The sequence below is a fragment of the Streptomyces sp. NPDC048637 genome (assembly GCF_040650675.1).
Classification (GTDB): Bacteria; Actinomycetota; Actinomycetes; order Streptomycetales; family Streptomycetaceae; genus Streptomyces.
The window spans coordinates 210013-236395 of record NZ_JBEZHQ010000007.1 but is presented as its reverse complement, the minus strand read 5'-3'; the positions used below and the strand labels follow the sequence as shown (position 1 = coordinate 236395).

Below are 26383 nucleotides of genomic sequence, written 5' to 3'. Positions count from 1 at the left end.
ATTCCGGGCGCATGATCATCCTTGGGGGATGGCAGCGCAGCGGAGCACGGCGGACATCCTCGACGCGGCCGTCCACGTCCGTGAGGCCGCCAGGAGCGCCACGAGCGGCGCCACCGGCGTCGACACGGTCCTGGTGGCGCTGTCGGAGGTGATGGAGTACGACCACGCCTCCCTGACCCGGTGGGATCCGCTGCGCAGGCGCCACACCACCCTGGCCGGGAGCTACCCGGACGACGCCACGGCCTACATCGAGACCCGCCTCCACCACGACCCGGTGTTCCCCGTGCTCCACAGCCCGGCCCGGGGCGGTCTCTGGCTCAGGGACGTCCCCGGGCAGCTCCTGGCGGCCTCCCCGGGCTTCCAGGAGGTGCTGTCTCCCCTCGGCATCGAGGACGGCGTGGCCCAGTGCCTGTTCGCCGCCGACGGCCGGTACGTCGGCATGCTGAACGTCAGCACCCGCCGGCCGCGGCGCACACCCGATCCGGCGCGCGCCGTGGTCACCCTGCTCACCGAGGCCCTCGCCGCGGCCGTCGCCCCCCGCACAGGCCAGCCGCCCGAGGAGGTCGCCACTGCCGATCCCTCCGCGGACGCGCGGCGCCCGGAGGCGCGGCGGCCTGGCGGACTCTCGCCACGGGAACTCCAGGTGCTGGCCGAACTGAGCGCCGGCCACACCAACCGGGAGATCGCCGAGCGGCTGTACATCACGCCGCGCACCGTAGGGACCCACGTCGAACACATCCTCGCCAAGCTCGACCTCCCCAACCGCGCGGCCGCCGCCGCCCGAGCCGCCGCCTGGGGAATCGAACCCACCCGCTGACGTCAGCACCCCCTCGCGCCAGCCGGCAAGAACGGCGTTGCGCAACTGATGACCACCGTGGACGCTTCCCTGCGCGCGTCCCGCTGAGGGCCCCACCCGAACACCCAACAGCCGGCCTGCGCTACGGACCGCCTTGCTGTGTGGCTGCACGGCGAGCGACCTCCCGAACGCCTGCCGATTGTCGCAAAACGCTAGGTCATGTGTCGTGATCCGAGAAGCGCGTCCCCTGGTGGGGAGATAGCGTCATTGTCCGAACGTTCCGTGTCCGCCGAGGCCGGCGCCCCGGCTCGTTCCTGCGGCGCGATTGGGCGTCCCGTGCATCCGAGCATCGAGGAGAGATCTCGTGACCACGACCGAGCCCCAGACCACCGAGTTGGCCGCGCTGGCCGCCGAGGCGTACGTCTTCGCCTACCCTCTGGTCACCATGGAGCTGACCAGGCGTCAGATGACTACTTCGGGCTCGTCCGTCCTCGGCGGCGCACCACTCAACAGCTTCGCCCACATGCCGTTCCCCCCGGATGCCTCGTTCGAGGGTGTGGTCAGCCCGAACGTGGACACCCTGTACTCGATTGCCTGGCTGGATCTCTCGGCCGGGCCGGTGCAGTTGTCTGTTGCCGCGACCCCGGGGCGGTACTTCCTTCTGCCGCTCTACGACGCCTGGACCAATGTCTTCGCCTGCCCGGGCACCCGGACGACGGGCCACGGCGCGGGCGAGTTCGCGCTGGTCGGCCCCGGCTGGCAGGGCGAGCTGCCCGAGGCGGTGGAGCGGATCGACGCCCCGACCGCCCTGATGGCGATTGTCGGCCGTACCCAGGTCAACGGTGCGCAGGACTATCTGGCGGTCCATGCCGTCCAGGCCGGTTACCGGCTGACGCCGCTGACGGACACCCCCGTCTCCACGGCAGTGGGCCCCGGACCGCTGGATCTGGTGACCGCTCCGGTCGACCAGGTCGCGGCACTCGATGCCGCCACGTTCTTCGCTATGACCGCCCACCTCATGGCGGACAACCCGGCCAAGCCGGCCGACGCTCCGGTCGTCGAGCGGATGGCGTTGCTCGGCGTTGTCCCTGGCCGGCCGTTCGACTGGGACTCGTTGAGCCCCGAGGCGCAGCAGGCGATCGCCGAGGGCGCAACCGAGGGCCTGGCCCGGGTGCAGGCCGCGGGCCGCGCGCCGCGTGCGGAGGTGCACGACGGCTGGATAACCCCGTACGACATCGGCAGCTACGGGACGGACTACCTCCAGCGGGCCGCGATCACCGCGGTGGGTCTGGGCGCCAACCTCCCACAGGACGCCATCTACTCGATGTGCAGGGTCGACGCCGACAACAAACCCCTGCACGGCAGCGGCCGTTACCAACTGCACTTCGAGGCCGACAGCCTGCCGCCGGTGAACGCGTTCTGGTCCCTGACCCTGTACAACGACCGGCAGTTCTTCGTCGACAACCCGATCAACCGTTACGCCATCGGCGACCGTGACGCGCTGCAGTTCCACTCCGACGGGTCCCTGACGCTGCTGATCCAGCACTCGTCACCGGGCGAGCCTCTGGAGTCCAACTGGCTTCCGGCACCGGAGGACTCCTTCAACGTCATGCTGCGCACATTCTGGCCCCGGCCCGAAGTCCTGGAGCGCACCTGGCACACGCCGGCCCTCTGCCGCGTCGGCTGACCTTCCGCGACGGCGAAGCGAGCAAGGAAGGAAGCAAGGGAGGATGCAAGGGAGCAATATGTGGCTCCGCACGCCGCCCGGAGCAGGTCGCCCCCGTCACCACCCTTCCGGCACACCGTCCCCGTCCCTGGGGGACAACCGCAACCCCGTGACCAAGTCCGGGTGGATCCGCAGCGCGTAGGACATCTGGTGGTCGGCCCAGGGGTGCAGCAATGCCTGGTAGTGGGCCAGGTCGTCGGGATCGGTCACCAGGTGGCAGTAGCCGGTCACCACCACGCTCCAGCCGCAGTGTGTGGTCGGGTCGATGGTGTCGGCCTCGTAGGCGACGACCACCCCCGTGTCCTCCGCGTGTTCGGTCAAGCTGGTCAGTGCCGCGCCCTCGTGGGTACGGATGATCACTTCTCCGTGGTGGAGGAGGTGGTTGACGGGGCGGATGGCCGGCAGTGCGTCCTGGGTGAAGACGATCCGGCCCAGCGACACGCTGCCCAACAGGCGGAGGGCCTCGGCCCGGTCCAGTTCGGTGCAGCGGCGGGACGCCTCGCGGTCGGCCCAGGCCACCGGCGTGGAGTCGGTGGCGGCCCCGGCTGTGTGCCGGGCCGGGTTGTCGTTCACGGCGTGCTCCCTGTCCTTGTGACACTGCTGACGCGCTGGGTTTCCCGTCAGTAGAAAGGCTCCGCCGGCAACCCGCCAGGGGCCGTTCGGCCCGCCTTCGGTCCGTGCACCTTTCACGGCCCGGTCGGCATCACTCCGCCGCTCCGGTCATCGCCTCGTCTGCCGGGTACGCCGCGCAGCGGCCGGCGGGCTGGGCCAGTGGGTCCGGCACCGGGTCGTGACGAATGTCGTCCGCCCGTATGCCGGTCGCGGTCAGCCGCGCGACGGTGGCACCTACCAGGGCCGCCGGGCCGCTGACGAAGGCGAGGTGCTGCGACCACTGCCCGTCCCGCGCCACCGCCTCGGCCAGCGGTCCGTACCCGGCCGACGGGTCGTCGCGCTCCGGGACGACGTCCTCGTCCAGCACCCGGACCACCCGCAGCCGGTCGTGGCGTACCGCCAACCGGTCCAGCGCCGCGGCGTCATACAGTTCGGCGCGACTGCGGGCCCCGACGAAGAGGTGGACCCGGCCGGCCGGGCGCTGCGGAAGACCGCGGGTCCCGCGGCGACGGCCCTCCCACTCCTCCAGCAGCGCCTTGATCGGCGCCCAGCCCGTGCCGCCCGCCACCATCAGCAGATCGCGGGAGCGGTCCTCGTCCCGGAGCGTCATCGTGCCGTGCGCCGGGCCCAGCCGCAGGACGTCGCCGACCCGGGTGCCCCTGACCAGGGCGTCGCTGACCCCGCCGGGACCGGTGCGCCGGATGTGGAACGCCACCTCTCCGTCCGGCGCCGGCGCCGACGCGAGGGAGTAGTGGCGCCACGCCTGGGGCATCAGCGGGGACTCGACCGCCGCGAACTGGCCGGCCCGGTACGGGTACGGCTCGTGCGGCCGGATCCGCAGCACCGCGAGGTCCGGGCGGCGCCGCTCGTGGGCGGTCACCGTGCCCTGCCAGCACGGGGGTTCGGCGAGCGCGGCGTCAGCGCCCTCGACCATCGACGCGACGGCGAACCGCAGCATCCGCACCCACGCCTGTTCCACCGCCTCGGCCCAGCGGGGCCCGGCGGTGCGCCGCAGCGCCGTACACAGGGCCGCTTCGAAGGCCTCGTAGTGCGCCGGACGCACCCCGAGCTTGCGGTGGTCGTGACCGAGCTGCCGGAAGGAGGCGGCCACCTCGTCGGGTCGGTGCAGATTCTCGATCAGGTACCAGAAGGCGCGGGCGAGATGCGCGCGCTGGAAGTCCATGGACGCGGGGAACAGCGCTCGCAGGTAGGGCCACCGGGCGAACATGTCGTCGTAGAGGTGGGCGATCAGGTCGGCGAACGGCGTGACCAGGTCGAGGTATTGGGTGATCAGGCGTTGGTCCGCGGCGCCGTCGTATAAGGCGGCCGTTTCCGGCGCGGGTGCCCGGCCCTGACCGAGGATGCGCCGCCGCAGCCGCATGGCGTCGTGCCGGGCGAGCAGGGCGTGGTATTCGCCGCCGACGGTAGCCGCGGCGGATCCTCCGGACGGTACGGATGTCACGGACGTCACGGAGCTCACGGAGCCCACCGACGGCGAAGCGGAACGTGCGGGCTGGCGGGACTGCTGCATGGAATCGACCTCCTGACGGGAACGCCAGTGTCGCAACGCGGTGCCGTGCCCGAAGGGCCCCGCTCCCCCAGGGCCGTTCGGCCCTTGCGCGGGCCGCCGGGCCCGGCGAACCTCGTGGGCGGGACCCTTGTGCCTGCCGATCCACGAGAACCACAGAGCGAGAGTGCATGAACCAGCAGCCCGTTCCTCCTGCCCCCGCCGCGCCCGTCGCCGCCCCCGCGACGTCACTGCGTGTCTTCATCCTCGACGACCACGAGGTGGTCCGCCGCGGTGTGCGGGACCTGTTGGAGGCAGAGGAGGACATCGAGGTCGTCGGGGAGGCGGGAGACGCCCGGCAGGCCCTCGCCCGGGTACCGGCGGTCCGTCCGCAGGTGGCCGTGCTCGACGTCCGGCTCGGCGGCACCGACGGCCCCGACAGCGACCACGAAGGGATCGAGGTCTGCCGGGAGTTACGGGCCCGCGTGCCGGAGCTGGCCTGTCTGATGCTGACGTCCTTCGATGACGACGAGGCGTTGTTCGACGCCATCATGGCCGGGGCGTCCGGCTACGTGCTCAAGCAGATCGACGGCACTGCGCTGGTGCACGCGATCCGCACGGTCGCGGCGGGGCAGTCGATGCTGGATCCGCGCACCGCGACGCGGGTGATGGCCCGGTTGCGCGACCCGGGCGGGGCCGGGGCGGCCGAGGAGGAGACATCCGAACTCGATCGGCTCTCACCGCGCGAGCGGGAGGTGTTGGACCTGATCGGCGAGGGTTTGACGAACCGTCAGATCGCGGACCGGCTGTTCCTCTCGGAGAAGACGGTCAAGAACCGGGTGTCCGCGATCCTGTCCAAGCTGGGGGTGGGCCGCCGGGTCCAAGCAGCGATGGTCGTCGAACGGCTGAGGGCGCCGCGGGCGTGACCTCGGCACCGGGAACCCCAGGGGCCTGACCCACCCGCTCCCGCTCCCGGTGCACCGCGAGACGTGCACCGCGAGACGTGCGGCGTGCGGCGGGCGACGCGTTGCGTGTTGCGTGTTGCGTGTTGCGTGTTGCCACGGCGGTACTTCCGCCCCGGCGTCACCGCGTCCGGTACCGGAGAGGACCCGAGGGGATCGGAGGGGATCGGAGGAGATCGGGTCAGTCCGACAGCGGCACCCGCCAGACGATGCGGGTGCCGCCGCCCTCCGGCGTCTCGACGGACAGCCGGCCGCCGTGCATGTCGGCTCGGGCCCGCATGTTGGCCAGACCTCCGGTGTGCGGCACGTCCCCGACCCCCGCCCCGTCGTCCGTCACCGTCAGCGTCACCCCGGCCGCGGTCACCGACAGCGTCACGTCCAGGTGGCGGGCTTGGGCGTGGCGGGCGGCGTTGCTGAGGGCTTCCGCAGTCACCGCCACGAGGTGCGGGGCCAGGTCGTCGGGGACCGCGGCGTCCACCGGTCCGTCGATCCGCAGCGCCGGGCTGAAGCCGAGGGGGCCGGCCGCCCGCTGCACGGTCTCGGTCAGGTCGCGGCGCAGACCACGGCCACCCTTGCCGTCGCCGGTGGTGCGCAGTCCGAAGATGGTGGACCGGATGATCTTGATGGTGGTGTCCAGGTCGTTGACCGCGCGGCCGACCCGGTCGGCGGCCTCCGGGCGGTCGATCAGCCGGGTCGCACTCTGCAAGGTGATGCCGGTGGCGAACAGCCGCTGGATGGCGAGGTCGTGCAGGTCCCGGGCGATCCGGTCACGGTCGTGAAGGACCGTCAGCTCCTCCGACTCGGCCCGCCGGCGGGCGAGTTCCAGGGCGATCACGGCCTGGTCGGCGAAGCCTGATATCAGGGTGACCTCGGTGCCGTCGAAGGCGGGCCGCCCGGCCAGGCGGCTCAGCCGCAGTGCGCCGCAGCCGGTGTCCACCTGGAGCGGCACGGCGACCGTCGGCCCGTACATCTCCGCGGACTCTCCGTTCGGCACGGCGCCGTCCGGCTCCTCCCCCTCGGGCGGGTGCCCGGTCCCGTTACCGGAGGCGGCCGGGCCGAGCGGGTACGCCCGTGGGTCGTCCCGTAAATCGGCACTCACCACCGGCCGGCCGCTGCGGGCGGCCATTCCGGGCAGAGAACCGTCGGCCGGCACCCGCAGCCCGAGGATCCGGCTCGCGCCCGTGCCGCACGCCACCGCCACCGTCAGCTGGTCCGCGGACGAGGGCACCGGCAGCAGGACCGCGGCGCAGTCCGCGCCGGCGACCTCCTGCGCACGCTGTGCGATCAGGTGCAGCACCTCGTCGGCGCCGGTACCGGACAGCAGACTGCGGGTGATCTCGCCCAGTGCCTCCCACCACCGTTCGCGGCGGCGGCTCTCGTGGTACATGCGGGCGTTGTCGATCGCCACTCCCGCCGCGCTGGACAATGTGGTCAGCACGGCCTCGTCGTCCGCGTCGAACGAGCCGCCGCCGCGCTTCTCGGTGAGGTAGAGGTTGCCGAACACCTCGTCGCGGACCCGGACCGGCACCCCGAGGAAGGTCCGCATCGGGGGATGGTTGGCCGGAAATCCGAAGCTGTGCGGATGCTTGGACAGGTCGGTGAGCCGCAGCGGCTCCGGGTTGCGGATCAACTCCCCGAGAATGCCGCGCCCGCACGGCGTCCGGCCGATCAGCCCGATGAGCTCGTCGGACATCCCGACGGGCAGGAACTGCGACAGCTGCCCGTCCCCGACCACGCCGAGCGCTCCGTACTCCGCGTCGGTGAGGGTGACCGCAGCCTCCACGATTCCCTTGAGCACCTGCGGGAGTTCGAGCCCCCGCCCCAGGCTCATCACGGCGTCGAGCAGGCCGCGCACCCGGTCCGGCTCGTGGAGCTGCGGCCCGTGCGGGCCGCTCACGGCCGGTGCGTACTGCTGCGATTCGGACATGACCGTGCTGCTCCAAAGGTCCCGTACGTCAGCTCGGCAGCCTACGTGATCAGCGGGGCAGCGCCGGCGGGCACCGGTGCCGACCGGCCATCGGCGACGGGGGCCGACCGTCCCGCCACCGAGGGCCGGTCGCCGGGGCGAAGGAGGGCCGTTCGGCCCTGGGGCCGCGGAGCCGTCCCGGCTGACGATGTATCTGCCGGGAAGGGCCGGTCTCCCCCGTGCCAATGGCTCTTCCCGGCTCCGGCCGTTCCCGGTCCGGCTCACGGGCCCGCGCGTGCGCGACCCTGCTCGGCGGAGTGTGCCTGGTCGTCACCGTCACGGGGCTGGCCCTGTGCAGCAAGCAGGTCCGTTCCCTGACCACCGGAACCGGCCGGGTGACGACGGATGCAGTGGTCCCCCGCTGCCGGAGGCGGGCCCGATCCCTCAGTTCCGGGGCAGGAGGGACCCCAAGGGGCCAAGATCGAGGTTGAGGTCTTCGAGGCGCAGGTCGTGCTGCTCGCACAGCTCGGTCATCCGCGCTTCGAGATGCATCAGCGTCTCCCCGATGTGTTCGACCTGCTCATCGCTGAGGTCACCCTGCTCCACGCGGCGGATCGCCTGCCGTTCCATCAACTGCCGCAACAGCTCCACCACGGTGAGCACCAACGAGACCAGATCGCGGCCCATTTGCTCACGGTCGAGGTCGACTCTGCTCTCGGGCGTACGCGTTCTTCCCGTCACAGCGGACCTCCGTCCGACCACGGCGCGGGCACCCGGTCGCTGACCGATGACAGCAGTGCGTGCAGGGAGAGCCGGATCAGCGGCACATCGGCGATGGCGATGACCAGGTCCCCGCTGACCACGACCCCGGTGGACAGGACGCGGTCCAGCAGGTCGACCAGCGGCACCCCGATGGGCCCGGTGAGCGGGCCCGGTGTGTCCCAGGGGACGGGCTCGCGAGCGGACACGGCTCACACCTCCCCGACGAACGAGTACGGCACCCAGGGGCCCGATACCTCGACCTCTGCTCCCGTACGGTGCCGCAAGGTCGCCACCGCATCGAGCAGTTCCTTCTCGCGCTCGGCCGTCACCAGGTATGCCGCGTTGAGCACCTGCAGGCGGTGCCGCTCACCGGTCATCTCCTGCGTGTGCGGGCGCAGCCGGCGGGTGGCGGTGGCCAGGCGGCTCAGGGCGGCATCGATGTCCTCGGCGGTCTGCAGCGCACGGTCATGGTGCTGCTCGCGCGCCTGGTGCAGCCCTCGTTTCCGATCCAGGTAGGCACGGCCCGCCCCGCCGGACGGCCTGCCACCGCTCCTTGGAGGTCCGCTCTTGGGAGGTTCGGGAGCGGCTGCCGGGAGACTGACCTTCACTCCCCATTCGGCGTGGCCCTCGATACGGGCCAGCGCCGCGGCGAAGCGGTCCCGGTCCGCGCCAAGGGCCTGTTGTGCCCGCTCGTCCCCCTGGTAGAGGGTGGCGAGCGCCAGCGGCACCGTCGGCCCGCAGGCGGCGGCCGCGGTCACCACCTCGTGGTGCGCTCGTGCGCAGCGCTCCAGTTCCGCACGGTCCGACAGCCGCTCCTGCCAGGCGTCCTGGGTGAACTCGGCGGCCGGTACATGCTGGACGACCGCGGTGAGGGGCCCGAGCGGCAGTGTGCGCACGGGGAAGCCTTCGGCGAGGCCCGTGAGCCCGCTGAGGGCGGCCGGGTCCAGCCGGCGGCCCACCGCATAGACATAGGTCGCGGTGGCGCTCTCCGAGGTGTCGAGCTGCTCCATCGTCATGACCCTGCCTTGTCCTTCGCCCGCGAGGAGGACGCCGCACCGTCATCGCCCGACTCCAGCGCACCGTCATCGCCCGACTCCGGCGCTTCGTCATCGCCGGACTCCAGCGCTTCCAGGCGCTCGCGCAACCGGGCGTTTTCTTCCCGCAGTTCACTCCGCGCCGCCTTGGAGCTGAGCGCGGGGTCGGTCTCCCACCAGTCGATACCGGCCTTCCTGGCCGTCTCCACCGACGCGACGAACAGCCGCAGCCTGATGGTGAGCAGCTCGATGTCCAGCAGATCGATCTTGATGTCCCCGGCGATGACGATGCCCTTGTCGAGGATGCGTTCGAGGATGTCGGCGAGGTTCGCGGTGCTGGGACCGTTGGCAGGAGGAGCGGCCTGTCTGTAATCGACGTCGGTCACGTGGTCACTCATTCCTCTTCGTCGCGTACAGGGCGGGACGCGGCTCGGGGGCGCCGGTCAGCGCTCGTACAGCAGGTCGAGCAGCTGGTCCTCTTCACGTTCGAACGCCGCTTTGCTGAGGTGACCGGCTTCGTATTCCTGGTTCAGTGCGGCGAGCCGGGCGCGGACGACGGACGGGTCGTGCAGCTCGCGGTCGGCCGCCTGGGCGAGTTGGTCGGCCACCCAGACCACCCCCCGCACCGGGGCGAGCGGCAGCGTGAGCACTCCGCTGATCAGCCCCATGTCATCCTCCGGCTCTTCCCGCGAGCACCTGCGGCTCCAGGAAGCTGTAGCAGGGCAGCGGTCCCGCCACCCGCAGTTCGACGCGCTCGCGCCGGTCCTGGGCGAGACGCTCCGCCTCCGCGGCGAATTCGGCACTGTCGCTCCGGTCCACCAGGAACGACATATTGACCTGGTATCCGGATACCTCCGGCCCGGGGCAGACCGCATGTGCCCAGGGCTTCAGCTCACGCACGATTTCCTGACCCGCTTCGGCGGCCCGGCGCGACAGCGCGCCCGCCACCGCCTCTCCCAGCCGCATATTGGCCTCGTAGCTCGGCCGCCGGCGCACCTCGTCGCGCAGCCCCCGGATGGTGGCGTCCCCTTTGACGAGCGCGGCGAGCGAGTCGTTGGCCGGCATCGCCTTGACATTGATCTCGATCCGGCCCGCGAGGCTTTCCAACGCCGCGAGATGGCGTTCCTCGGCGTCGGCCAGCTGACGGCGGATCACCGTCTCGTCCGGCGCCACCATGCCGAATCGCATGGGCAGGACCGGCCCGCCTTCGGACAGGGCCAGCAGCAGCTCCTGATGCGCCAAGAGGTCGCGACGGCGGGCACGCAGCTTCGGCGGCGCCTGGCTCACGACCGCGGCGACCCGTCCCTCCTCGATCTTTTCCACGACTCCTGGGGGATCCCCCACTCCACCCACCTGCGAGGGCAACGGGCGATCGGTCCGGACGATGCCGTAGACGTAGATACCGTCGTCCGTCACGGGTCATTCCTCCTCTGAGCGCCGTCGGCGGGAAGCAGCTCCGGACCGGGCGGAACTACGCCGCCGCCGCTGCGGCTGCGCTTCCTCGTCCGCATCGTCATCCGAGTCATCGCCCTTGCCCACCGCCGAACGGACGGTATCGCCAACGGATTTGGCGGCGTCTTTCACCTTGCTTTTTCCGATGCTTTTGGCAGCCTGGCCGCTGAAGAGTTCAGGAACGGTGACGCTTCCCGAATCCCGCTCCAGATCCAGTCGATTGCACGCCTCTGCGAAACGCAGGTACGTATCAACACTGGCGACCACGATGCGGGCATCGATCTTCAGAATCTCGATCCCGACCAGGGACACCCGTATGAACACATCGATGACCATCCCGCGGTCCAGGATGAGCTCCATCACGTCGTACAGCGTTCCGGCCCTGGGCGGGCAGGGAATTACCTCTCCGGACAGGCCTGAATAGGTCGTCGTGGTCATCTAGGGTGCCCTTTCAGCTGGTCGGGACGGCGCGCTCACTGGTCGGCCGCACCTCGTCGATAGCGGTGGGTCCGGTAGTACTCGAGCAGTTCGCCCTCGCCGTCGAGCCTTACCTCGTACGTCGCAAGAAGGCTCGTGGTGTCCGGGATCCGTGCCAGCTCCAGCACATCCACCACGACACACCAGCCGTCGTCGGTCCGCCGTACCGCCGAAACGCCTTCGGTCCGGTGGCTGATCACGTTCTGCAGCAATTCAGCGGCACGGTGCGCCACCTCCGCAGGTGTGCTCTCCGGCGTTGATTTCTGCTTTCGGGCAGCCGTGGACGACCGGACCCGCGTTCGGGATTGCTCTGCCATACACCAAGTCTCATCGTCTCCAAGACCTGCGCATCCTGAGCGGGCCCAATCTTGTGCCGCAGCGGACGAGGACCACGCCATGCGACACCGGCAACGGGCGCGGCGGCCTGCACAAGCGCTGGTGAATACCCGCGGGAAACGGCGGTCCGCCATTCGTGGCGGCGCATGTCCCGATCAGGCGGCGTGGGGAGGGCGGCGCCGGGTGACGGCCAGAATGGCCATGTCGTCCTCGTGGGCGCCCTCGGTCCAGCGGCCGACGTCCTTGGTCAGGGCATCCACCAGGGCCTCGGGGTCCGTGAACCGCCGGCCCAGACGCCCCGCGATGACCGGGTCGTAGAACGTGCCCCGCTTGTCCCGTGCCTCGGTGACCCCGTCCGTGATCAACAGCAGCGACGCTCCCAGGGGCAGTCGCACCGCATCGACCGGCGCCGAGGCCGCAGGCGTGATCTCGTCCAGCCCCACCCCGAGGGGCAGCTGTGGGGCGGTCGGGTCGAGCCGTACGAGCTGCCCGTCGTGCACCAGATACGGGGGCGGATGCCCGCGGTTCACCAGGCTCAGCACCTCACCGTCCGCGGAGACCTGGGCCAGCACAGCGGTGGTGAAGCCCTCGCTGGAGATCACCGGCCCGCTCCGGGCCGCCGCCCTGGCCAGTGCCTCGTCCATCCGCCCGCCCAGCGTGACCAAGGTGGGAGCGTATTCGGCCTCCTGACGGAACGCCCCGAGCGCGACCGCCATCGCGGCGACGGCCTGCATGCCTTTGCCCCGCACGTCCCCGATGATCATCCGCACCCCGAACGGCGTCTCCTGCACCGCGTAGAAGTCCCCGCCGATCCGCGCCTCGGCCTGCGCCGCGGTATACCCGGCAGCCACGGCCAGCGGCCCGGCCTCCGCCGGCGGATCCGGGAGCACCGCCCGCTGGACCGCCTCCGCGACATCCCGGGCCAGCGCCAGATCGCGGCCCTGCCGCACGATGAGCCGGTTGACCGCGAGCGCCAGCACGCCGATCAGGCCGACCACGGCCAGATCGACGAACAGCGGCGTCGCCGGACGCCCCCGCTCGATGTCCAGTGCCACCGAGACCACGCAGGTGACGCATACGACGGCGAGCGCGGAGCGGAAGGTGAGCGTGGCGCCGGCGACGAGCGGTGCGGCGGCCAGCAGCGGGAGTCCCATGTACGGCTCGGGCGCGAAAAGGTTCAGCAGGACGCCGGCCAGGAGGGCCAGCGCCGCGAGTATCCAGGGCACCTTCGCCAGCGTGGGTTGCAGGCCTTTCACAGTGCATCTCCTGCTGCCGGGCCGCGCTCGCGACGCGGAAGGACCGGAGCCACCCCCGCACGGCGTACTGCACCGCACCAGGTGTGTCATTCCGATGGCTTCACATATACGCCCTGTGGGCTGGATGCGCTCGTTTACGCCCTATCGGCTGAGCGTGCTGCTCTTCGCGGACACGCTCCCCCGGTGCCCGAGGACGGTTCACCCGCCCTTTCCCTGCCCGTCTCCCCTGTCCGTCCTCCCTGTCCGTCCGTGGGGCCGGCGCGGTGGGGCCCCGACGTGGCTGGATCCGGACGCCGGGTCGCGGCCGCCCCGGACGATAATGATCGAATCGCGCATTGGGGGGCCGCGTCATCTTTTACCTGATTCTCGCTTGTGATGTGCTCTTTTGGATCTTCCTTGTCGGCGGCCTGGCCGCGCGCTACGCCGCCGGCTGGCGGGCCCTCGGGGGTGGGCTGCTGCTGTGTGTCCCGCTGATCGATGTCGTACTGCTGGGAGCCACCGTCCTCAGCATCCAGGACGGCGCCGGACCGACCGTCTGGCACGGCCTGTCGGCGGCCTACCTCGGAATCACCGTCGTCTACGGACACCGCACCGTCCGCTGGGCCGACGCGAAGTTCGCCCGCCGCTTCGGCGGGAGCGCCGCTCCGCCCCGCCCCAGCCTCCACGGCCGCACGGCCGTTGTGGACGCCTGGAAGTCCTGGTTCACGTTCCTGCTGGCCTATGCGGTCAGCGTCGGCATGCTCTTCGGCCTGGTGGTACTGGTCGGCACGCTCGACAAGGGTGCTCCGCTCCTCGTCTGGCTCAACCCGCTCACCAAGGTCCTTGTCTACAGCCTCATCTGGCCCGTAGCGACCACCATCTGGCCCGGCAAGGCGCCGGAGCCGGAGCCACAGCCGGAGCCGGAGCCGCAGCCGGCAAGGGAGAATGGCTGACCAGGGCGTCTTGCGCCGACCCTCGGCCGGGGCAGCCGGTGGTCGGTGACCAACCACCCATAACTGCGGGTGCGGTACTAGTGACCTGAGTCGGCGATGTGCCGTGAAGGCTTGGCGTCCTTCCGTCGACGCGCCCGTACGGCGGGTACGAGCGGGACGGCCGCCCGTACCGCCAGCACCACCAGCGCGGCTCCGCCGACCGCCGCGCCCGCGCGCAGCCCCGGCGGCCGGAAGGAGCAGTCGACCGTGGTCCGCTTCCCGTCGAGCGGCACCGCGACCAGCCCGAGGTAGCGGCCCGCGGGCCTGCCGTCGCAGGTCCAGCCGGCGATACGCGGCGCGGCGAGTACGGCGGTACCGGTGGAGCCGGGCGGCAGTTCGGCGCGTAGCCCGCTGTCGCCGACCTCCACCGACACCGCCCCGGAGGTCTTCAGCCGGGCCACGGCGGCGGCCAGTCTGCCGCGGTCGAGACAGCCGGCGCTCCAGTCCCGGGGCTCCTGCTTGCCGAAGGCGATCCGGGAGGCGGGTCCGTTCGACGTGCCGAGCGGGATCATCGGCGCGCGCCGCTTGGGCAAGCCACCGGTGAGCCGCACCGGCTTTCCGTCACCGAGCCGGGCCGTGCCCGCGAAGTCGGGAGCCCACAGGAAGACGTCGGTGCCCGCTGGGCAGACACCGCCGACGGGGTCGCCGTACACCGGGGCGCCGAGCAGCAGTTCCTGGTTGCGGAACGGTGAGGTGCCATAGCGCGGTTCCGGGCCCTCCGGCCGTACGGTCACCAGCGGTGGCACCGCAGCCCGCGTCACCTCGGGGCGCCCGCCGGGCGCCGTGCGCACCCGCGCCCCCACCGAGAAGACCGCGTCGGTGACAGGGTTGTCGAGGCTCTGTACGTTGCGGCCCCGCGAGGTCCAGCCGGCGCCGAGCGCGGCCATGGTGCGGGTGAGCACGGCGGGGGTGTGGCTGCTGTAGTAGGCGCCGCTCTCGCCGCCCAGCAGCATCGGATCGTTGCCGGTGAGGTGCTCGCGACCGCTGTCCGTGCGGGAGCCGGGCCAGTTGTCGGCCCCGGCCACCGCGTCGGCGCGCGCACTGTGGGCGGCGCCCCACGCTGGATAGTGGTCGAGCCGACCGAGGCGCTGCCGGTCGGCGTACGCGGTGGTCGCCGCCGCCTGTCCGACCAGGCCGCCCGTAAGGAGGAGCGCGGCGACGACGGCGAACTTCTGCCGCGTCGCCAGCACCAGGCCGCCCACGGCCCCGGCCAGCCCGAGCGCGAACAGCGGGAACGTCCAACCGGTGACTAGTTTGCTGGTCGCCGCGCCGAGCGCGAGCACCGCCAGCAACCCGGTGCCGGCCAGCAGCGCCCGCCGTCCCGGCCATGCCCGCGCCACACACACCCAAGCCGCGATCACCAGCACACCGGCGAGGACGAACGACTGCCGGTACGGGCTGCCGTTGGGGGTGGCGAAGATGTGCCAGGCCAGATGGGTCGGCCCCCACTGCATCGACACCGCGACGGCCACCACCAGCGCGGTCCACCACCAGCGCACGCGCCGCGGCACCCCGCGGTGGAAGACGAGCGCGCAGGCGAGCAGCAGCGCTCCGGTGCCGAGGAAGGCGGCCGGGGTGAAGAAGCTGTACGTGGCGGGGAGCGCGCGGGCGAACACATCGGCCCAGCCGGCCGGCTCGAACTCCCCTGTCCAGCCCGGGTAGGCGTGCTTCGAGCCGCGGAAGACCGGAAGCAGCACCGGGGTGGCGAGCGCGATGCCGAGCAGGGTGGTCCCGGCGGCCCGGAGCAGCACCCGCACCCGGTCCCGTACCGGCGTCGGCATGGCTGTCCTTGTCCCCGCCCCGTCGTCTCTCCCGTCGTTCGTCCGCTCGTCCAGAATCAGCCGCAGCACCAGCACCAGGGCGGCGCCGAGGGTGGCCATGTAGGCGGTGTAGAAGTTCGCGGCCCACGCCACGGCGACGATCAGCGTGCCGAGGACGGCCCGCTGCCTCGTCCGAGCCCATTCGCCGACCACACACAGCAGCGGGAAGGCGATCAATCCGTCCAGCCACATCGGGTTGTAGGAGGCCTCGACGACCGACCAGCCGCACAGCGCGTACGAGGCACCGAGCACCGCCGCTACCCACCAGCGGCCGTTGCCGCGGTGCAGCGTGAACAGCAGCCAGGTCATCGCGGCTGCCGCCGCGGCCATCTTCAGCACGGTGATCACGTGCACCGCGAGATCGATGTCCTCGCGCGGGAAGAGTCCGACGAGCACCGAGAAGGGGCTGGTCAGATAGGTGCCGAGGTCGGGAAGGAAGCTCGTGCCGTACCCGGACTGCCAGTTGAGCAGCAGCCCGCCCCCGGCGCGGCCGTGGAGCAGGTCCCACAGATGGGCATGGAAGGGGACGAACTGATTGCCCAGGTCGTTGACGCTCCGGGTCTTCGGCCCGAAGGGAAAGCTGCGGGCGACGGCGTCACCGGCGCATACGGCCACGAGCGTCAGCAGGGCGGCAAGTGTGGTGGCGCGGCCGCGATCGCGGGAGCCGGATATGTGGACCGGCGCGGTGTTGTCCAAGTTCGGCATGATTCTTCGAATATGACAGGGCACATCGTGACTTCGAGGCATAAAGGACGCAATTCACGCATTGATCACCTGCCCGCCATGTACCGAATCCAAAGACGACATCCACGGCGGTTGTGGTTCTACTGTGCTGATATCGATCATTATCCCGTGCTTCAACGAAGAAGAGATCATCGGCCACTTCCATGAACACGTGACCAAGGAACTCGCCCTGCTGGGCCAGGAATACGAACTGGTCTATGTGGACGACGGAAGTCGGGACCGCACGCTCGCTCTCCTCGAGGGGATCGCGGCGGCCGACGCCCGCACCCGGTACGTCTCCTTCAGCCGTAACTTCGGCAAGGAGGCTGCGATGCTGGCCGGACTCCAGTACGCCGGCGGTGACGCGGTGGTCATCATGGATGCCGATCTCCAACACCCCCCCGAGCTGGTGCATCGCATGCTGCACCTGTACGAGGCGGGATTCGACCAGGTCATCGCCCGACGCACCCGCAAGGGCGACCGGGTCACGCGCACGGTCACCGCGCGCGCCTACTACTGGCTCATCAACCGGCTGGTGGACGTGGAACTCGTCGACGGCGTCGGCGACTTCCGGCTGCTGTCCCGCCGCACCGTGGACGCCGTCCTCGGACTGAGCGAGTACAACCGGTTCTCCAAGGGCCTCTTCGCCTGGGTCGGATTCCGTACGACGACCTTCGAGTACGAAAACGCGGTGCGTGAGCAGGGCCGCTCCAAATGGAGCTTCGGCAAGCTGCTCAACTACGGCCTCGACGGTCTCCTCTCCTTCAACAACAAGCCGCTGCGGGCCGCGGTGTACATCGGCCTCCTGCTGCTCGCCGTAGCCATGGCGTATGCCATGTGGATCATCGGTGACGCCCTGGTAAACGGGGTAGATACCCCCGGCTATGTCACACTTCTGGTAGCGGTGGTCGCACTTGCCGGCGTCCAGATGGTCATGCTGGGCGTCGTCGGCGAGTACGTGGGCCGTATCTATTACGAGGTGAAGCGCCGCCCGCACTATCTGGTCGCGGCGACCAACGTGGGACTGCCGTCCCGGCAGCAGCACCGCACCCAGGAGGAGCAGGGGGAGCTCGTACGCCGATGACGGTCCAGGCGCAGATGTTCCGTTTCGCCCTGGTCGGCGTGGTGAACACGGCGACGTACTACGGCTGCTATCTGCTGTTCCTGCCCTGGATGCCGTACGTCGTGGCGCACGTCCTGGCGTTTCTGCTCAGCATGGTCGGCTCGTTCTTCCTGAACTCGTACTTCACCTACCGGACTCGGCCGACCTGGCGGAAGTTCCTGCTGTTCCCGCTCACCAACGCCGCGAACTTCGTGATCACCACGAGCGGTGTGTGCCTGCTGGTCGACGTGCTCCACTTCGGCAGCCGCTATGCACCGCTTGTCGCGGCCGCGACGGCTATCCCGATCACCTTCGTGGTCTCCCGCACGATCATGCTCCGCCCGGAGCGCGCTCCCGCGCCGTTGGCCGAATCAGTCGCTTCTGAGTAGTGGGCCGCGCCGAACACTGCTGCAACCCGTCCCCCACCTCGCGAGCACACCAGGCGTCGCCACATCGAGGGCATGGATTCGCCCATGAGGTGACCCCCGGGATGTGGACACAGGGGTTTATGCCGCGAGTGAGAGTTCAGCCGTCCCGTGGTGCTGCTGCTGACTGTCTTCCAGCCGACGACGGCTGAGTCCGGTGATCCGCTCCTCGGTGTAGATCCGGGCGATGTCCGCGTCCATCGATGCCTGCAGCAGTCGCAGCGGGGCTGTCAGAGGCTCCGGTCGGTGGGATCGGGCTTCGGTTCCTCGGCCATGCAGGGCATCGTAACAGCGCTTACATAAGCACTGTCAGGTTGCGTTCGGCCAGTGGCGCCCTTGGCCCTGGCGGGACGGGGTGTGCGGGCGGCCGGTCCTGGTGGACGATGGAAGTCGAAGCACTCACCAGCGAAGGGGAGGTCCACAGCCAACGAGGTGGACAGGCCACGGACCGGAGTCAGGGGGCTGCCCATCTGGTCCGTCGGGTGGAAGGAGTGCCCGGGTGAGCGCAGCCGATGGGCGTCCGGCCGATGCCGGTCAGCCGGAGGGAAGGCCGCCACAGCCGAGCGGGCTGATGGACCTCCTCGGTGTGGCCGCGGTCCTGCTGGACGCCGATGGCCGGATCGTCCTGTGGAGCCCGCAGGCCGAGGACCTGTACGGCTACACCGCCGAGGAAGCGCTCGGGCGGTACGCGGCGCCCCTGCTCGTACACCAGGAGCACTGGGACCTGGTCATCGGGAAGTTCTCCGGGGTCATGGAGACCGGCCGGAGCTGGAGCGGCACCTTCCCCGTCCGCCACAGGGACGGCACCGTACGGCTGGTGGAGCTGCGCAACATGCGGCTGATGGACGACCACGGCGACTTCTACGCCCTCGGGCTCGCCACCGACTCCTCGACGCTCCGCGAGGTGGAGCGGGATGTCGCCCTGTCCACCCGGCTGATCTCCCAGTCCCCCATCGGGCTGGCGATGCTCGACACCGAACTGCGGTACGTGGCCGTCAACCCCGCTCTGGAGCGGATGCACGGCATCCCCGCGAAGGACCATCTCGGGCGGCACTACCGCGACATCATGACCGCCACGAAGTTCGAGGTGCCCGAGGCCGCGATGCGGCGGGTCCTCAAGACCGGGATTCCCATGGTCGACCAGGCCACGGTCGTCGGCCGTACCCCCTCCGACCCGGACCACGAGCACGCCTGGTCGATCTCGCTGTACCGGCTGGAGGACCCCCATGGACGTGTACTGGGGGTGGCCGACCTGGTGGTGGACGTCACCGACCGGTATCAGGCGGCCAGGGAGGCCGCCGAGGCCCGGCAGCGTCTGGCCCTGATCGCCGACGGCTCCGCCCGGATCGGCACGACCCTGGAGGTGGAACAGACCGCCAGGGAACTGGCCGAGGTCACCGTTCCCGAGCTCGCCGACGTGGTGACGGTCGATGTCCTCGACTCCGTCCTGGACGAGCACCGCCCCGCGCCCAGCGACGGCTCGGCGCTCTTCCGCGCCCTCGCGGTGAAGGCCGCCTACCCCACCGAAGCCGTCCGGGCCGCCGATCCCCCCGGCCATATCGCCGTCTACGACACCGACCGCCTGGCCACCCAGTGTGTGCGCACCGGCCGCCCGATCCTGATCTCCCACGCCGATTCCCACGACCTGGCGCGCATCGCCCGCGACGACCACGCCGCCACCTTGCTGGCCCGCGCCGGCGTGCACTCCTACCTGCTGGCCCCGCTCACCGCCCGCGGCCATATCCTCGGCGTCCTGGGGCTCATCCGTGCCCTCAACTCGCCCCCCTTCGACCAGGACGACCTCGCCCTGGCCGCCGAGCTGGCCTCCCGCGCCGCCGTGTGCATCGACAACGCCCGCACCCACCAGAGCGTGCGCAACGCCGCCGAAACCCTGCAGCGCAGCCTGCTCCCGGACCACCCGCCCCACCGTCCCGGTCTGCAGCTCGCCTCCCGGTACCGGCCCGCGCAGGCCACCTACGAGATCGGCGGCGACTGGTACGACGTCCTCCCGCTCGACGGCGACAAGACCGCCCTCGTCGTGGGCGACGTCATGGGCAGCGGTATCGACGCCGCCGCCACCATGGGCCGTCTGCGCACCGCCACCTGCGCCTTCGCCGACCTCGACCTCGACCCCGCTCAGGTCCTCCAGCACCTCGACAAGATCACCTCGGGGCTGGAGCACTACATCGCCACCTGCGTCTACGCCACCTACGATCCCCACCACGCCACATTCCATATCGCCACCGCCGGCCATCTGCCCCCCGCCGTCGTACGCCGCGGCAAGCACCCCGAGTTCCTCGATCTGCCCACCGGCACGCCCCTCGGAGTGGGCGGCGTCCCCTTCGAAACCATCACCTTCGGCCTGGACCCCGGCGATCAACTGGTCCTCTACACCGACGGATTGGTCGAGACCCGCCATCACTCCCTCGACGAACGCCTCGACACCCTGCTCCGCCTGCTGGACGCACCCGACCGCTCACTGGAAGAAACCTGCGACCGGCTCCTGCGCGATCTGCGACGCCCCGACGACCCGGATGATGTCGCCCTGCTGATCGCCGGCACCGAGCCCTTCACCCCTGACTTCCAGGGCGTGAATCGATAGTGCTGCCAGGGGCCTGAGCTGTGTGCTCGAAGAATGAGCGCAACTCGGTGGCGTTCGGTGTGGAGATCAGAAAGGCTCGCGCGCATGGTCTCGGTATTGCAGAACGTGGCGATTGACTGTGCGGATGCCTACGAGCTGGCGCGATTCTGGAGCAGTGCGACCGGCCGTCCGCTGCATCCGGAGGACAGACCGGGTGACCGGGAGATTCAGGTGCTGCTGGCGGAGGGGCCGGTGCTGCACTTCAACCAGGTGCCCGAGGCCAAGACGATCAAGAACCGGATCCATCTGTGTTTGCCCCGAAACCTCGCGCGATCAGGAGGTGGACCGGCTGCTGGGCCTCGGTGCCACCTTTGTCACCGATCACCGGAATCCCGATGGTTCAGGCTGGGCAATCCTCGCTGATCCCGAAGGCAACGAATTCTGCGTTCTGCGCAGTGAGTCCGACCGGGCCGCCATGAATTCCTGACGCTCACGCGCCGCCCTGGCCGGTTTGGCATGACAACTGGTCACAGCCACTCGTTTATGCCCGCGACCAGAACGGTTGCTTCGTTACGGACGGCGAGCTTGCCGTACCGGACGGCCAGCATCTCAGAGCTGGGAGCATTCACGGCTCCACAAAGAGCGATGAGTTAAATAGGCGCATTCCTTTAATTCCGCCCTATCGACGACATTCACCTGGAAATGTCGCTATTCGAACCCTCTCACCCGGGAACTACTCCCGGTAATTTCCGTTCGTCACGACGACCCTTGCGCCCACGTCTGGCGAATGCCGTGCAGGTCAGCGCTCCGGGAGCGGCGTTTCCCCGGTCGGCGCCCGGCCCATGGGGCAGCACCCGACCCCCAGACCTCAGACCGGTCAACCAGCCAACCGGCCAACCGGCCGCCATGCTCATGCCTTTTTCCTTGCGCACACCGCCGGCGCCCGCAGTGCGCTCACGCCACCCATAAAGCTCAATTATTCGCCCGGATCCGCCCCTCCCAAGTGGTGCGCCGTGACAATGCAACTGACTGCGTGTCATATCACTAGTGCGCCGCAGAAGGCCGACAGGGTGTCGCCCTTCGCAGCAGGCCGAAAGGAACATGTCCATGCGCACTGCCCGCACTCTGTTCGCCTCAGCCGTCATCACCGCGATGTTCGCGATCGCCGCCCCCACCGCGACGGCCGCGTCCTCGGTCGAGGACCACGCCACGGACCACGTCGCGTCGAGCAGCTCCGACCACGACCACCGCAAGTGCAAGCACGGACACCACAAGCGGGACCATCACAAGAAGAAGGACCACCGCAAGAAGAACCACCACAAGCGCGATCACCACAAGCGTGATCACCACAGGTGGGACCACCACCGGCCGACCGGCGGGGTGCACACCGGTGGCGGGTACCTGGCCGACCTTCTGCGCTAGGACACGCAGCGGGCCGGGCACGACGGGTCAGTGACCGGGTGCCGGCCGGCTTCCTGTTGGGCTGTGGGGTGGGCTCTCCTTTTGGGGAGCCCACCCCACTTCGGCGATTCGCCGTGGCACGCGACGGCTGATAGGGAGGTGGCATGAGCGAAATACCTCCGGTCCTGACCGTGACCGCCATCAGCACCATCGGAGTCACCGATGTTCACGACGACAACGCGGACTCGTGGATAGTGATCGAAACCGCCGAGCAGGGACAGCTGCTGCTGAATCTGCCCGGCCCCCTGTACCGGGCGGCGGTCCAGGCAACCGAGCTTCCGGCCGACCAGGCCGGCCCCGGCCGCCTGGCGCTCACCGAGGACGAAGTCACTGCCTACCGCGCCCATATCGCGAGCCTGACCGACACCGGCCAGGAGCCGGCCGAGTGACTGGATGACCAGCCGGACCGGTCACCGACCGCACACGGACTGCATCGAAGAACCTCTGGCGGTGCCGCGCGGACACCGGCGGAGCAGAAACTCGTCGCCCACGGAAACCGCGAGCGGCTGATCTCGCGCTGCGCCACGAGGAGTGACTGGCCGCCCCTCCGAGACCATGACCGTGCCGCCCCTCCGAGACCATGACCGTCGTGCGGGACGGAGCTGGCCGGGGCCCGGCAGCCTGCGGCGGGCGTCTCAGCGGCGCGCTTCAAGCGGCCGAACCGGCGCGTTTCAAGCGGCCGAAAGCGGCAACGCGTTGTGCATGTCCCCACGCGCTCGTTATCGCAACAACGAAGCAGCGAAGGCCATCGTCGTCCTCGCGGACCTGACGGCGTTGATCCTCGGTCTGTGGATCCTGTTCGCCCTCGTCGACGCGAACCGCGCCAATGATCTGGTCAGCGTGGTCCATGGTGCGGCCGGCTGGCTGGCCGGGTGGTCGCACGACCTGTTCACCATGGACGCCGAGTGGTTGCGGACCGTGCTGAACTATGGGCTGCCCGCCGTCGTCTATGTGTGCATCGGGCATGCGCTGGCGGCCCGGATCCGCCGTATCTAGCCGGCGGCCCGGATCCGCCGTATCTAGGACCTGTCTTCACAGTCCCGTTCCTGGTGCCGGGCCCGGGCGATGAGGACGGCGACGTCGTCGGGGTCGTCCGGATCGCGCAGTGCGTCAAGAAGACGGTCACAGGTGTCCTCCAGGGAGCGGTCCGGGCTGTCGAGAAGGCGGAGGAGAAGCGACAGGCGCTCGTCGATGGGGTCGTGGCGGGTCTCGACCAGACCGTCGGTGTAGAGGACCAGCTGGTCGCCGGGGCGCATGCCGAAGGTGGCTTCTTCGAAGGGCACACCGCCGACCCCGAGCGGTACGCCGATGGGCAGGTCGAGCAGTTCCGGGGGCCGACCGCTGCGCATCAGCACCGGCGGCAGATGCCCGGCCACGGCGATGTGGCAGACGGCGTGGTGCGGGTCGTAGACGGCGTAGGCGCAGGTGGCGTACTGGTCCAGACCGGAGGTGATCTTGTCGATGTGCTGCAGCACCTCGGTCGGCGGGATGTCGAGGTCGGCCAGGGTGGAGGTGGCGGTGCGCAGGCGTCCCATGGTGGTGGCGGCGTCGATGCCGCTGCCCATCACATCGCCCACGACGAGCGCGGTCTTGTCCGCCCTGAGGGGGATCACGTCGAACCAGTCGCCACCGACTTCGCTGGTCGTGCCGGCGGGCTGGTAGCGGGTAGCGATCTCCAGGCCCTTCTGGTGCGGCGGCCGGTCGGGGAGCAGGCTGCGCTGGAGGGTGATGGCGGTGTTGCGCTGGCTTTGGTACAGGCGCGCATTGTCGATGCACACCGCGGCGCGGTCGGCCAGTTCGGCGGCCAGCGCGAGGTCGTCCTCGTCGAACGGCAGCGGGTTGCGGGCGCGGGTGAGGCCCAGGGCGCCGAGTACCTCGCCGCGGGCGATCAGCGGCATCGTGAGGTAGGTGTGGATGCCGGCGCGGGCCAGCAGGTCGGCTGCCTCGGGGTCGCGGGCGATGCGTGCCAGGTCGTGTTCTTCGATGTGGGGTATCAGGAGGGGGCGGCCGGTGCGCACACACCGGGTGGCCAGTCGGTCGGGCCCGTAGCTGGCGAGCTTGCCGGGAGGGTCGGCGGCGCGGACCGCCTCCGTGGGGTAGGCAGCCTTGACCGCGAGGGCCCGGAAGAGCGCATGGCGGGCGCCGGATGTCTGGGCCGGGCGGCCTTCCAGGACGGAATCCAGGATGTCCACCGCAGCTACGTCGGCGAGCTCGGGGACGGCGACGTCGGCCAGCTCACGGGCGGTCTGCTCGACCTCCAGGGTGGTGCCGATCCGGGCGGACCCGTCAGCGATCATGGCCAGGCGTCGCCGGGCGCGGGCCGCCTCGGTGGCCGCGCGGTGCCGGTCGGTGACGTCCACCGCGAGGCCGGCCACCCCGAGCACCCGCCCGCCCGGGTCCTCCAGCCGGTAGTAGGAGACCGACCAGGCATGATCGTTGTCGGGGTCGGCGGGTGTGCGGCCCACGGTGTGCTCGTCGACCAGGGGCGTTCCGGACTCCAGGACCTGCCGCAGGGCGGCCTCGATGGCGTCGGTCTCCAGGAACGGCAGCACCTCACGCACCGAGTGGCCCAGATGGTCCTCGGCAGGGACACCGTTCATCCGCTCCAGGGCAGGGTTGACGGCGAGATAGCGCAGATCGGTGTCCAGAACGGCCAGCCCGATGGGGGACTGCGAGACCAGCCGCGTGGACAGGGCCACGTCTCGTTCCACCTGGCGCAGGATCTCCTCGTCCGTGGCGATACCCAGGGCGTAGAAGTCACCCCGGTCGTCCAGCAGCCGCATATTGCGGAACTCGACCAGCCGGGTGCTGCCGTCCTTGTGCCGGACGGGGAAGGCGCCGGCCCAGCTCTCGCCCGTCGCCATCACCTCGGTGAACAGACTGATCACCAGGTCCAGATGCTGCTCATGGACCAGCAGCCGACCCGCGAACCGGCCCAGCGCCTCCTGCGCGGTGTACCCGAACAGCTTCTCGGCCTGTGGGCTCCACAGCACGATCCGCCCCTCGGCGTCGAGCAGCACCGCCGCGACACTCAGCAGATCCAGCAGCCCGCTCCGCTGCGGCACCCCGGAAGGCGGCTGGGCGCCCGACGGTCCGAAGGGGCCTGCTGTACCCATCCCAGGCACCTCCTCCGCCTGTGAGCGCGGCATCGGGTCCCGCCGGCTTCAGGCTGCGGCTCGTGTCCGCTGCCCCTAGCAGTGCTTCCATGTTCCCCGGATCAGGACGGCCGCGCAGTCGCGGGGGGGACGTTCTTGCTCCGGCCCGCATCGTGATCAACGCCACCACTCCCCCGGCGGGCCGACGGGTCACGAACGTGCTGCCTGCACCCGCCTCTGCGCTGCTCGCGCCCGGGGAGAGCGGGCGCTCGCGGGCGCGTTCCGCAGGCCGGTGCGTGGTGGACGGTGCCGGCCGGCGGGGGCCAATCCCGGGTGGCGCCCTCCGCTGCTCCCGGTACGCATCCGCTGCCTGAGCCCCGGATTTGCCCCGGGCCAGGGGCGGTGTGCAACAGTGGGCCTCCCGGTCGGCCGGGCGCGCTGCGCGCAGCCCCTGCCGGGACTCCCCCACACCCCCAGACGGTCGGTTCCGGCTGCGCCCTGCGCGTGTCCGGGCCGTCGCCCTCCCGTTACGTCCTTCCCGAGAGAGCGATGCAGGCAACGACTCTTCCTCCCCGGACCGCAGACCTGTTCCAGCAGGGTCTGGAGCGCCAGGCGGGCTCCGCCCTGCTGCGTTTCGGCGCCGCGCGACGGCGCTCTGCCGACCGGATCAGCTGGTCCGGCGACGGTGCCGCCGCCTGGCTCGACGACGCCCGCGGACATCTGTGGAGCGTCGGCGAAGCGGTTTCCGCCGCCGGACTCGTCCTCCGCGCCGCGCATGAATTCCCTGACGGTGTAAGGGAGTTCACCGCCCCCTTGGGTACCGATGCGCTGGTCGGCCGCCACCTTGCGGTGACCGATGTCGTCGAGTGGGTCTTCCGGTGGACGCTGGAGGAACCGCCCGTCCATCGGGCCGAGGAGCGGGTGATCGAGCTGGACCAGACGCACCACGGGGAGCTGCTCGCCTTCCTCAACGAGCACAGCCCCGCCCATTCGACCGGCCCCGGCTCCTCCGGCGTCAGCCTGTGGACGGGTATCCGCGACACGGACGGGCGGCTGGTGGCCTGCGGCGCCCTGAGCAGCCTGCGGGACAGCGGGGCTCCGCTGATGGCGTCGGTCGCGACGGACGCGCGGCTGCGCGGTCAGGGCCTCGGCGCGGCGCTGACCTCGTGGCTGACCCGGTACGCCGTACGCCGGTACGGGTACTGCACGCTGTGGCAGCTCGCCGACAACTCGCCCGCCGAGCGGCTCTACAGCCGCCTCGGATACCGCAACGAGGATCCGTGCGTATCTGCGCGCATCGCCGCGCCGGGACGCCCTTAGCGCCTGTCCGACCTTGGGCCTGTCCGACCCTGACCCATCAGACAGGCCCTAAGGAACGC

General features: G+C 70.4%; 25 protein-coding genes and 1 pseudogene. 12 read left to right on the top strand and 14 right to left on the bottom strand.

The window, feature by feature from the left end; translation table 11 throughout:
* Positions 1–28: 28 nt before the first annotated feature.
* Positions 29–817 (top strand): LuxR C-terminal-related transcriptional regulator, encoded by a 789-nt coding sequence (locus AB0C46_RS13110; protein WP_362827883.1) that lies wholly within the window; start codon positions 29–31, stop codon positions 815–817.
* Between the two features lie 343 nt (positions 818–1160).
* Positions 1161–2483 (top strand): DUF1254 domain-containing protein, encoded by a 1323-nt coding sequence (locus AB0C46_RS13105; RefSeq protein ID WP_362827882.1) that lies wholly within the window; start codon positions 1161–1163, stop codon positions 2481–2483.
* Between the two features lie 96 nt (positions 2484–2579).
* Here AB0C46_RS13105 and AB0C46_RS13100 read toward each other — a convergent pair whose 3' ends face one another.
* Both AB0C46_RS13100 and AB0C46_RS13095 read right to left on the bottom strand, forming a co-directional pair.
* Positions 2580–3041, bottom strand: a complete 462-nt coding sequence (locus tag AB0C46_RS13100) for a pyridoxamine 5'-phosphate oxidase family protein (RefSeq protein WP_362827926.1) — start codon at positions 3039–3041, stop codon at positions 2580–2582.
* Between the two features lie 184 nt (positions 3042–3225).
* Complete coding sequence (locus tag AB0C46_RS13095; RefSeq protein ID WP_362827925.1) at positions 3226–4515, bottom strand: globin domain-containing protein; 1290 nt, start codon at positions 4513–4515, stop codon at positions 3226–3228.
* Positions 4516–4832: 317 nt separating this feature from the next.
* Here AB0C46_RS13095 and AB0C46_RS13090 point away from each other — a divergent pair, with 317 nt between their 5' ends.
* The gene (locus tag AB0C46_RS13090; RefSeq protein WP_362827881.1) at positions 4833–5567 is read left to right on the top strand and encodes a response regulator transcription factor; all 735 of its coding nucleotides are present in this window, start codon (positions 4833–4835) and stop codon (positions 5565–5567) included.
* A gap of 217 nt (positions 5568–5784) precedes the next feature.
* Here the strand turns inward: AB0C46_RS13090 and AB0C46_RS13085 are convergent, their stop codons facing one another.
* The 10 genes from AB0C46_RS13085 to AB0C46_RS13040 form a co-directional block, all read right to left on the bottom strand.
* On the bottom strand, positions 5785–7434 hold the full coding sequence (locus AB0C46_RS13085) for a GAF domain-containing sensor histidine kinase (protein WP_362827924.1): 1650 nt from the start codon (positions 7432–7434) through the stop codon (positions 5785–5787).
* 519 nt (positions 7435–7953) lie between these two features.
* Positions 7954–8250: a gas vesicle protein K gene (locus tag AB0C46_RS13080; RefSeq protein WP_362827880.1), complete on the bottom strand. Its 297-nt coding sequence runs from the start codon at positions 8248–8250 to the stop codon at positions 7954–7956.
* Positions 8247–8477, bottom strand: a complete 231-nt coding sequence (locus AB0C46_RS13075) for a gas vesicle protein (RefSeq protein WP_362827879.1) — start codon at positions 8475–8477, stop codon at positions 8247–8249. Before AB0C46_RS13075 ends, AB0C46_RS13080 begins: the two co-directional genes overlap by 4 nt.
* A gap of 3 nt (positions 8478–8480) precedes the next feature.
* The gene (locus AB0C46_RS13070) at positions 8481–9287 is read right to left on the bottom strand and encodes a GvpL/GvpF family gas vesicle protein (protein ID WP_362827878.1); all 807 of its coding nucleotides are present in this window, start codon (positions 9285–9287) and stop codon (positions 8481–8483) included.
* Entirely contained in the window at positions 9284–9691 is a 408-nt protein-coding gene (locus AB0C46_RS13065; protein ID WP_362827877.1) for a gas vesicle protein, read from the bottom strand. Before AB0C46_RS13065 ends, AB0C46_RS13070 begins: the two co-directional genes overlap by 4 nt.
* Positions 9692–9748: 57 nt before the next feature.
* Positions 9749–9973 carry a gas vesicle protein GvpG gene (locus tag AB0C46_RS13060; RefSeq protein WP_362827876.1) on the bottom strand — a complete coding sequence of 75 codons (225 nt, stop codon included), beginning with the start codon at positions 9971–9973 and terminating at the stop codon, positions 9749–9751.
* Position 9974: 1 nt separating this feature from the next.
* Positions 9975–10721: a GvpL/GvpF family gas vesicle protein gene (locus AB0C46_RS13055; RefSeq protein ID WP_362827875.1), complete on the bottom strand. Its 747-nt coding sequence runs from the start codon at positions 10719–10721 to the stop codon at positions 9975–9977.
* A 3-nt stretch (positions 10722–10724) separates the two neighbouring features.
* Positions 10725–11195 (bottom strand): gas vesicle protein GvpJ, encoded by a 471-nt coding sequence (gene gvpJ, locus AB0C46_RS13050; RefSeq protein WP_362827874.1) that lies wholly within the window; start codon positions 11193–11195, stop codon positions 10725–10727.
* Between the two features lie 35 nt (positions 11196–11230).
* The gene (locus AB0C46_RS13045) at positions 11231–11551 is read right to left on the bottom strand and encodes a gas vesicle protein (RefSeq protein ID WP_362827873.1); all 321 of its coding nucleotides are present in this window, start codon (positions 11549–11551) and stop codon (positions 11231–11233) included.
* 174 nt (positions 11552–11725) lie between these two features.
* Positions 11726–12805 (bottom strand): PP2C family protein-serine/threonine phosphatase, encoded by a 1080-nt coding sequence (locus AB0C46_RS13040; RefSeq protein WP_362827923.1) that lies wholly within the window; start codon positions 12803–12805, stop codon positions 11726–11728.
* Between the two features lie 398 nt (positions 12806–13203).
* On the opposite strand from AB0C46_RS13040, the gene AB0C46_RS13035 reads away from it, so the two are divergent.
* On the top strand, positions 13204–13758 hold the full coding sequence (locus tag AB0C46_RS13035) for a hypothetical protein (protein ID WP_362827872.1): 555 nt from the start codon (positions 13204–13206) through the stop codon (positions 13756–13758).
* Positions 13759–13835: 77 nt separating this feature from the next.
* Here AB0C46_RS13035 and AB0C46_RS13030 read toward each other — a convergent pair whose 3' ends face one another.
* Positions 13836–16322: a YfhO family protein gene (locus tag AB0C46_RS13030; protein ID WP_362827871.1), complete on the bottom strand. Its 2487-nt coding sequence runs from the start codon at positions 16320–16322 to the stop codon at positions 13836–13838.
* A 124-nt stretch (positions 16323–16446) separates the two neighbouring features.
* Here AB0C46_RS13030 and AB0C46_RS13025 point away from each other — a divergent pair, with 124 nt between their 5' ends.
* The 7 genes and pseudogenes from AB0C46_RS13025 to AB0C46_RS12995 all read left to right on the top strand — a co-directional run bounded on the left by AB0C46_RS13025 (position 16447) and on the right by AB0C46_RS12995 (position 22905).
* The gene (locus AB0C46_RS13025; RefSeq protein ID WP_362827870.1) at positions 16447–17424 is read left to right on the top strand and encodes a glycosyltransferase family 2 protein; all 978 of its coding nucleotides are present in this window, start codon (positions 16447–16449) and stop codon (positions 17422–17424) included.
* Entirely contained in the window at positions 17421–17831 is a 411-nt protein-coding gene (locus AB0C46_RS13020; protein WP_362827869.1) for a GtrA family protein, read from the top strand. The genes AB0C46_RS13025 and AB0C46_RS13020 overlap by 4 nt, the downstream gene beginning before the upstream one ends.
* Positions 17832–18366: 535 nt before the next feature.
* Entirely contained in the window at positions 18367–20469 is a 2103-nt protein-coding gene (locus AB0C46_RS13015; protein ID WP_362827868.1) for a SpoIIE family protein phosphatase, read from the top strand.
* 84 nt (positions 20470–20553) lie between these two features.
* Positions 20554–20935, top strand: a pseudogene (locus AB0C46_RS13010) (VOC family protein).
* A 620-nt stretch (positions 20936–21555) separates the two neighbouring features.
* The gene (locus AB0C46_RS13005; RefSeq protein ID WP_362827867.1) at positions 21556–21870 is read left to right on the top strand and encodes a hypothetical protein; all 315 of its coding nucleotides are present in this window, start codon (positions 21556–21558) and stop codon (positions 21868–21870) included.
* Between the two features lie 143 nt (positions 21871–22013).
* Positions 22014–22298 carry a hypothetical protein gene (locus AB0C46_RS13000; RefSeq protein ID WP_362827866.1) on the top strand — a complete coding sequence of 95 codons (285 nt, stop codon included), beginning with the start codon at positions 22014–22016 and terminating at the stop codon, positions 22296–22298.
* Positions 22299–22611: 313 nt separating this feature from the next.
* Positions 22612–22905 (top strand): hypothetical protein, encoded by a 294-nt coding sequence (locus tag AB0C46_RS12995; RefSeq protein WP_362827865.1) that lies wholly within the window; start codon positions 22612–22614, stop codon positions 22903–22905.
* Positions 22906–22928: 23 nt separating this feature from the next.
* On the opposite strand, the gene AB0C46_RS12990 is transcribed toward AB0C46_RS12995, so the two are convergent.
* The gene (locus AB0C46_RS12990) at positions 22929–25025 is read right to left on the bottom strand and encodes a SpoIIE family protein phosphatase (RefSeq protein WP_362827864.1); all 2097 of its coding nucleotides are present in this window, start codon (positions 25023–25025) and stop codon (positions 22929–22931) included.
* A gap of 528 nt (positions 25026–25553) precedes the next feature.
* On the opposite strand from AB0C46_RS12990, the gene AB0C46_RS12985 reads away from it, so the two are divergent.
* The gene (locus tag AB0C46_RS12985; RefSeq protein WP_362827863.1) at positions 25554–26324 is read left to right on the top strand and encodes a GNAT family N-acetyltransferase; all 771 of its coding nucleotides are present in this window, start codon (positions 25554–25556) and stop codon (positions 26322–26324) included.
* The last annotated feature ends 59 nt before the right edge of the window (positions 26325–26383 follow it).

Excerpts from the sequence above, each read along its gene's own strand:
- AB0C46_RS13110 (WP_362827883.1), top strand. The coding sequence starts at position 29 with ATGGCAGCGCAGCGGAGCACGGCGGACATCCTCGACGCGGCCGTCCAC.
- AB0C46_RS13095 (WP_362827925.1), bottom strand. The coding sequence starts at position 4,515 with ATGCGGCTGCGGCGGCGCATCCTCGGTCAGGGCCGGGCACCCGCGCCG.
- AB0C46_RS13090 (WP_362827881.1), top strand. The coding sequence starts at position 4,833 with ATGAACCAGCAGCCCGTTCCTCCTGCCCCCGCCGCGCCCGTCGCCGCC.
- AB0C46_RS13085 (WP_362827924.1), bottom strand. The coding sequence starts at position 7,434 with ATGAGCCTGGGGCGGGGGCTCGAACTCCCGCAGGTGCTCAAGGGAATC.
- AB0C46_RS13070 (WP_362827878.1), bottom strand. The coding sequence starts at position 9,287 with ATGACGATGGAGCAGCTCGACACCTCGGAGAGCGCCACCGCGACCTAT.
- AB0C46_RS13060 (WP_362827876.1), bottom strand. The coding sequence starts at position 9,973 with ATGGGGCTGATCAGCGGAGTGCTCACGCTGCCGCTCGCCCCGGTGCGG.
- gvpJ (WP_362827874.1), bottom strand. The coding sequence starts at position 11,195 with ATGACCACGACGACCTATTCAGGCCTGTCCGGAGAGGTAATTCCCTGC.
- AB0C46_RS13045 (WP_362827873.1), bottom strand. The coding sequence starts at position 11,551 with ATGGCAGAGCAATCCCGAACGCGGGTCCGGTCGTCCACGGCTGCCCGA.
- AB0C46_RS13030 (WP_362827871.1), bottom strand. The coding sequence starts at position 16,322 with ATGCCGAACTTGGACAACACCGCGCCGGTCCACATATCCGGCTCCCGC.
- AB0C46_RS13020 (WP_362827869.1), top strand. The coding sequence starts at position 17,421 with ATGACGGTCCAGGCGCAGATGTTCCGTTTCGCCCTGGTCGGCGTGGTG.
- AB0C46_RS13005 (WP_362827867.1), top strand. The coding sequence starts at position 21,556 with ATGCGCACTGCCCGCACTCTGTTCGCCTCAGCCGTCATCACCGCGATG.
- AB0C46_RS13000 (WP_362827866.1), top strand. The coding sequence starts at position 22,014 with ATGAGCGAAATACCTCCGGTCCTGACCGTGACCGCCATCAGCACCATC.
- AB0C46_RS12995 (WP_362827865.1), top strand. The coding sequence starts at position 22,612 with ATGTCCCCACGCGCTCGTTATCGCAACAACGAAGCAGCGAAGGCCATC.
- AB0C46_RS12990 (WP_362827864.1), bottom strand. The coding sequence starts at position 25,025 with ATGGGTACAGCAGGCCCCTTCGGACCGTCGGGCGCCCAGCCGCCTTCC.
- AB0C46_RS12985 (WP_362827863.1), top strand. The coding sequence starts at position 25,554 with ATGCAGGCAACGACTCTTCCTCCCCGGACCGCAGACCTGTTCCAGCAG.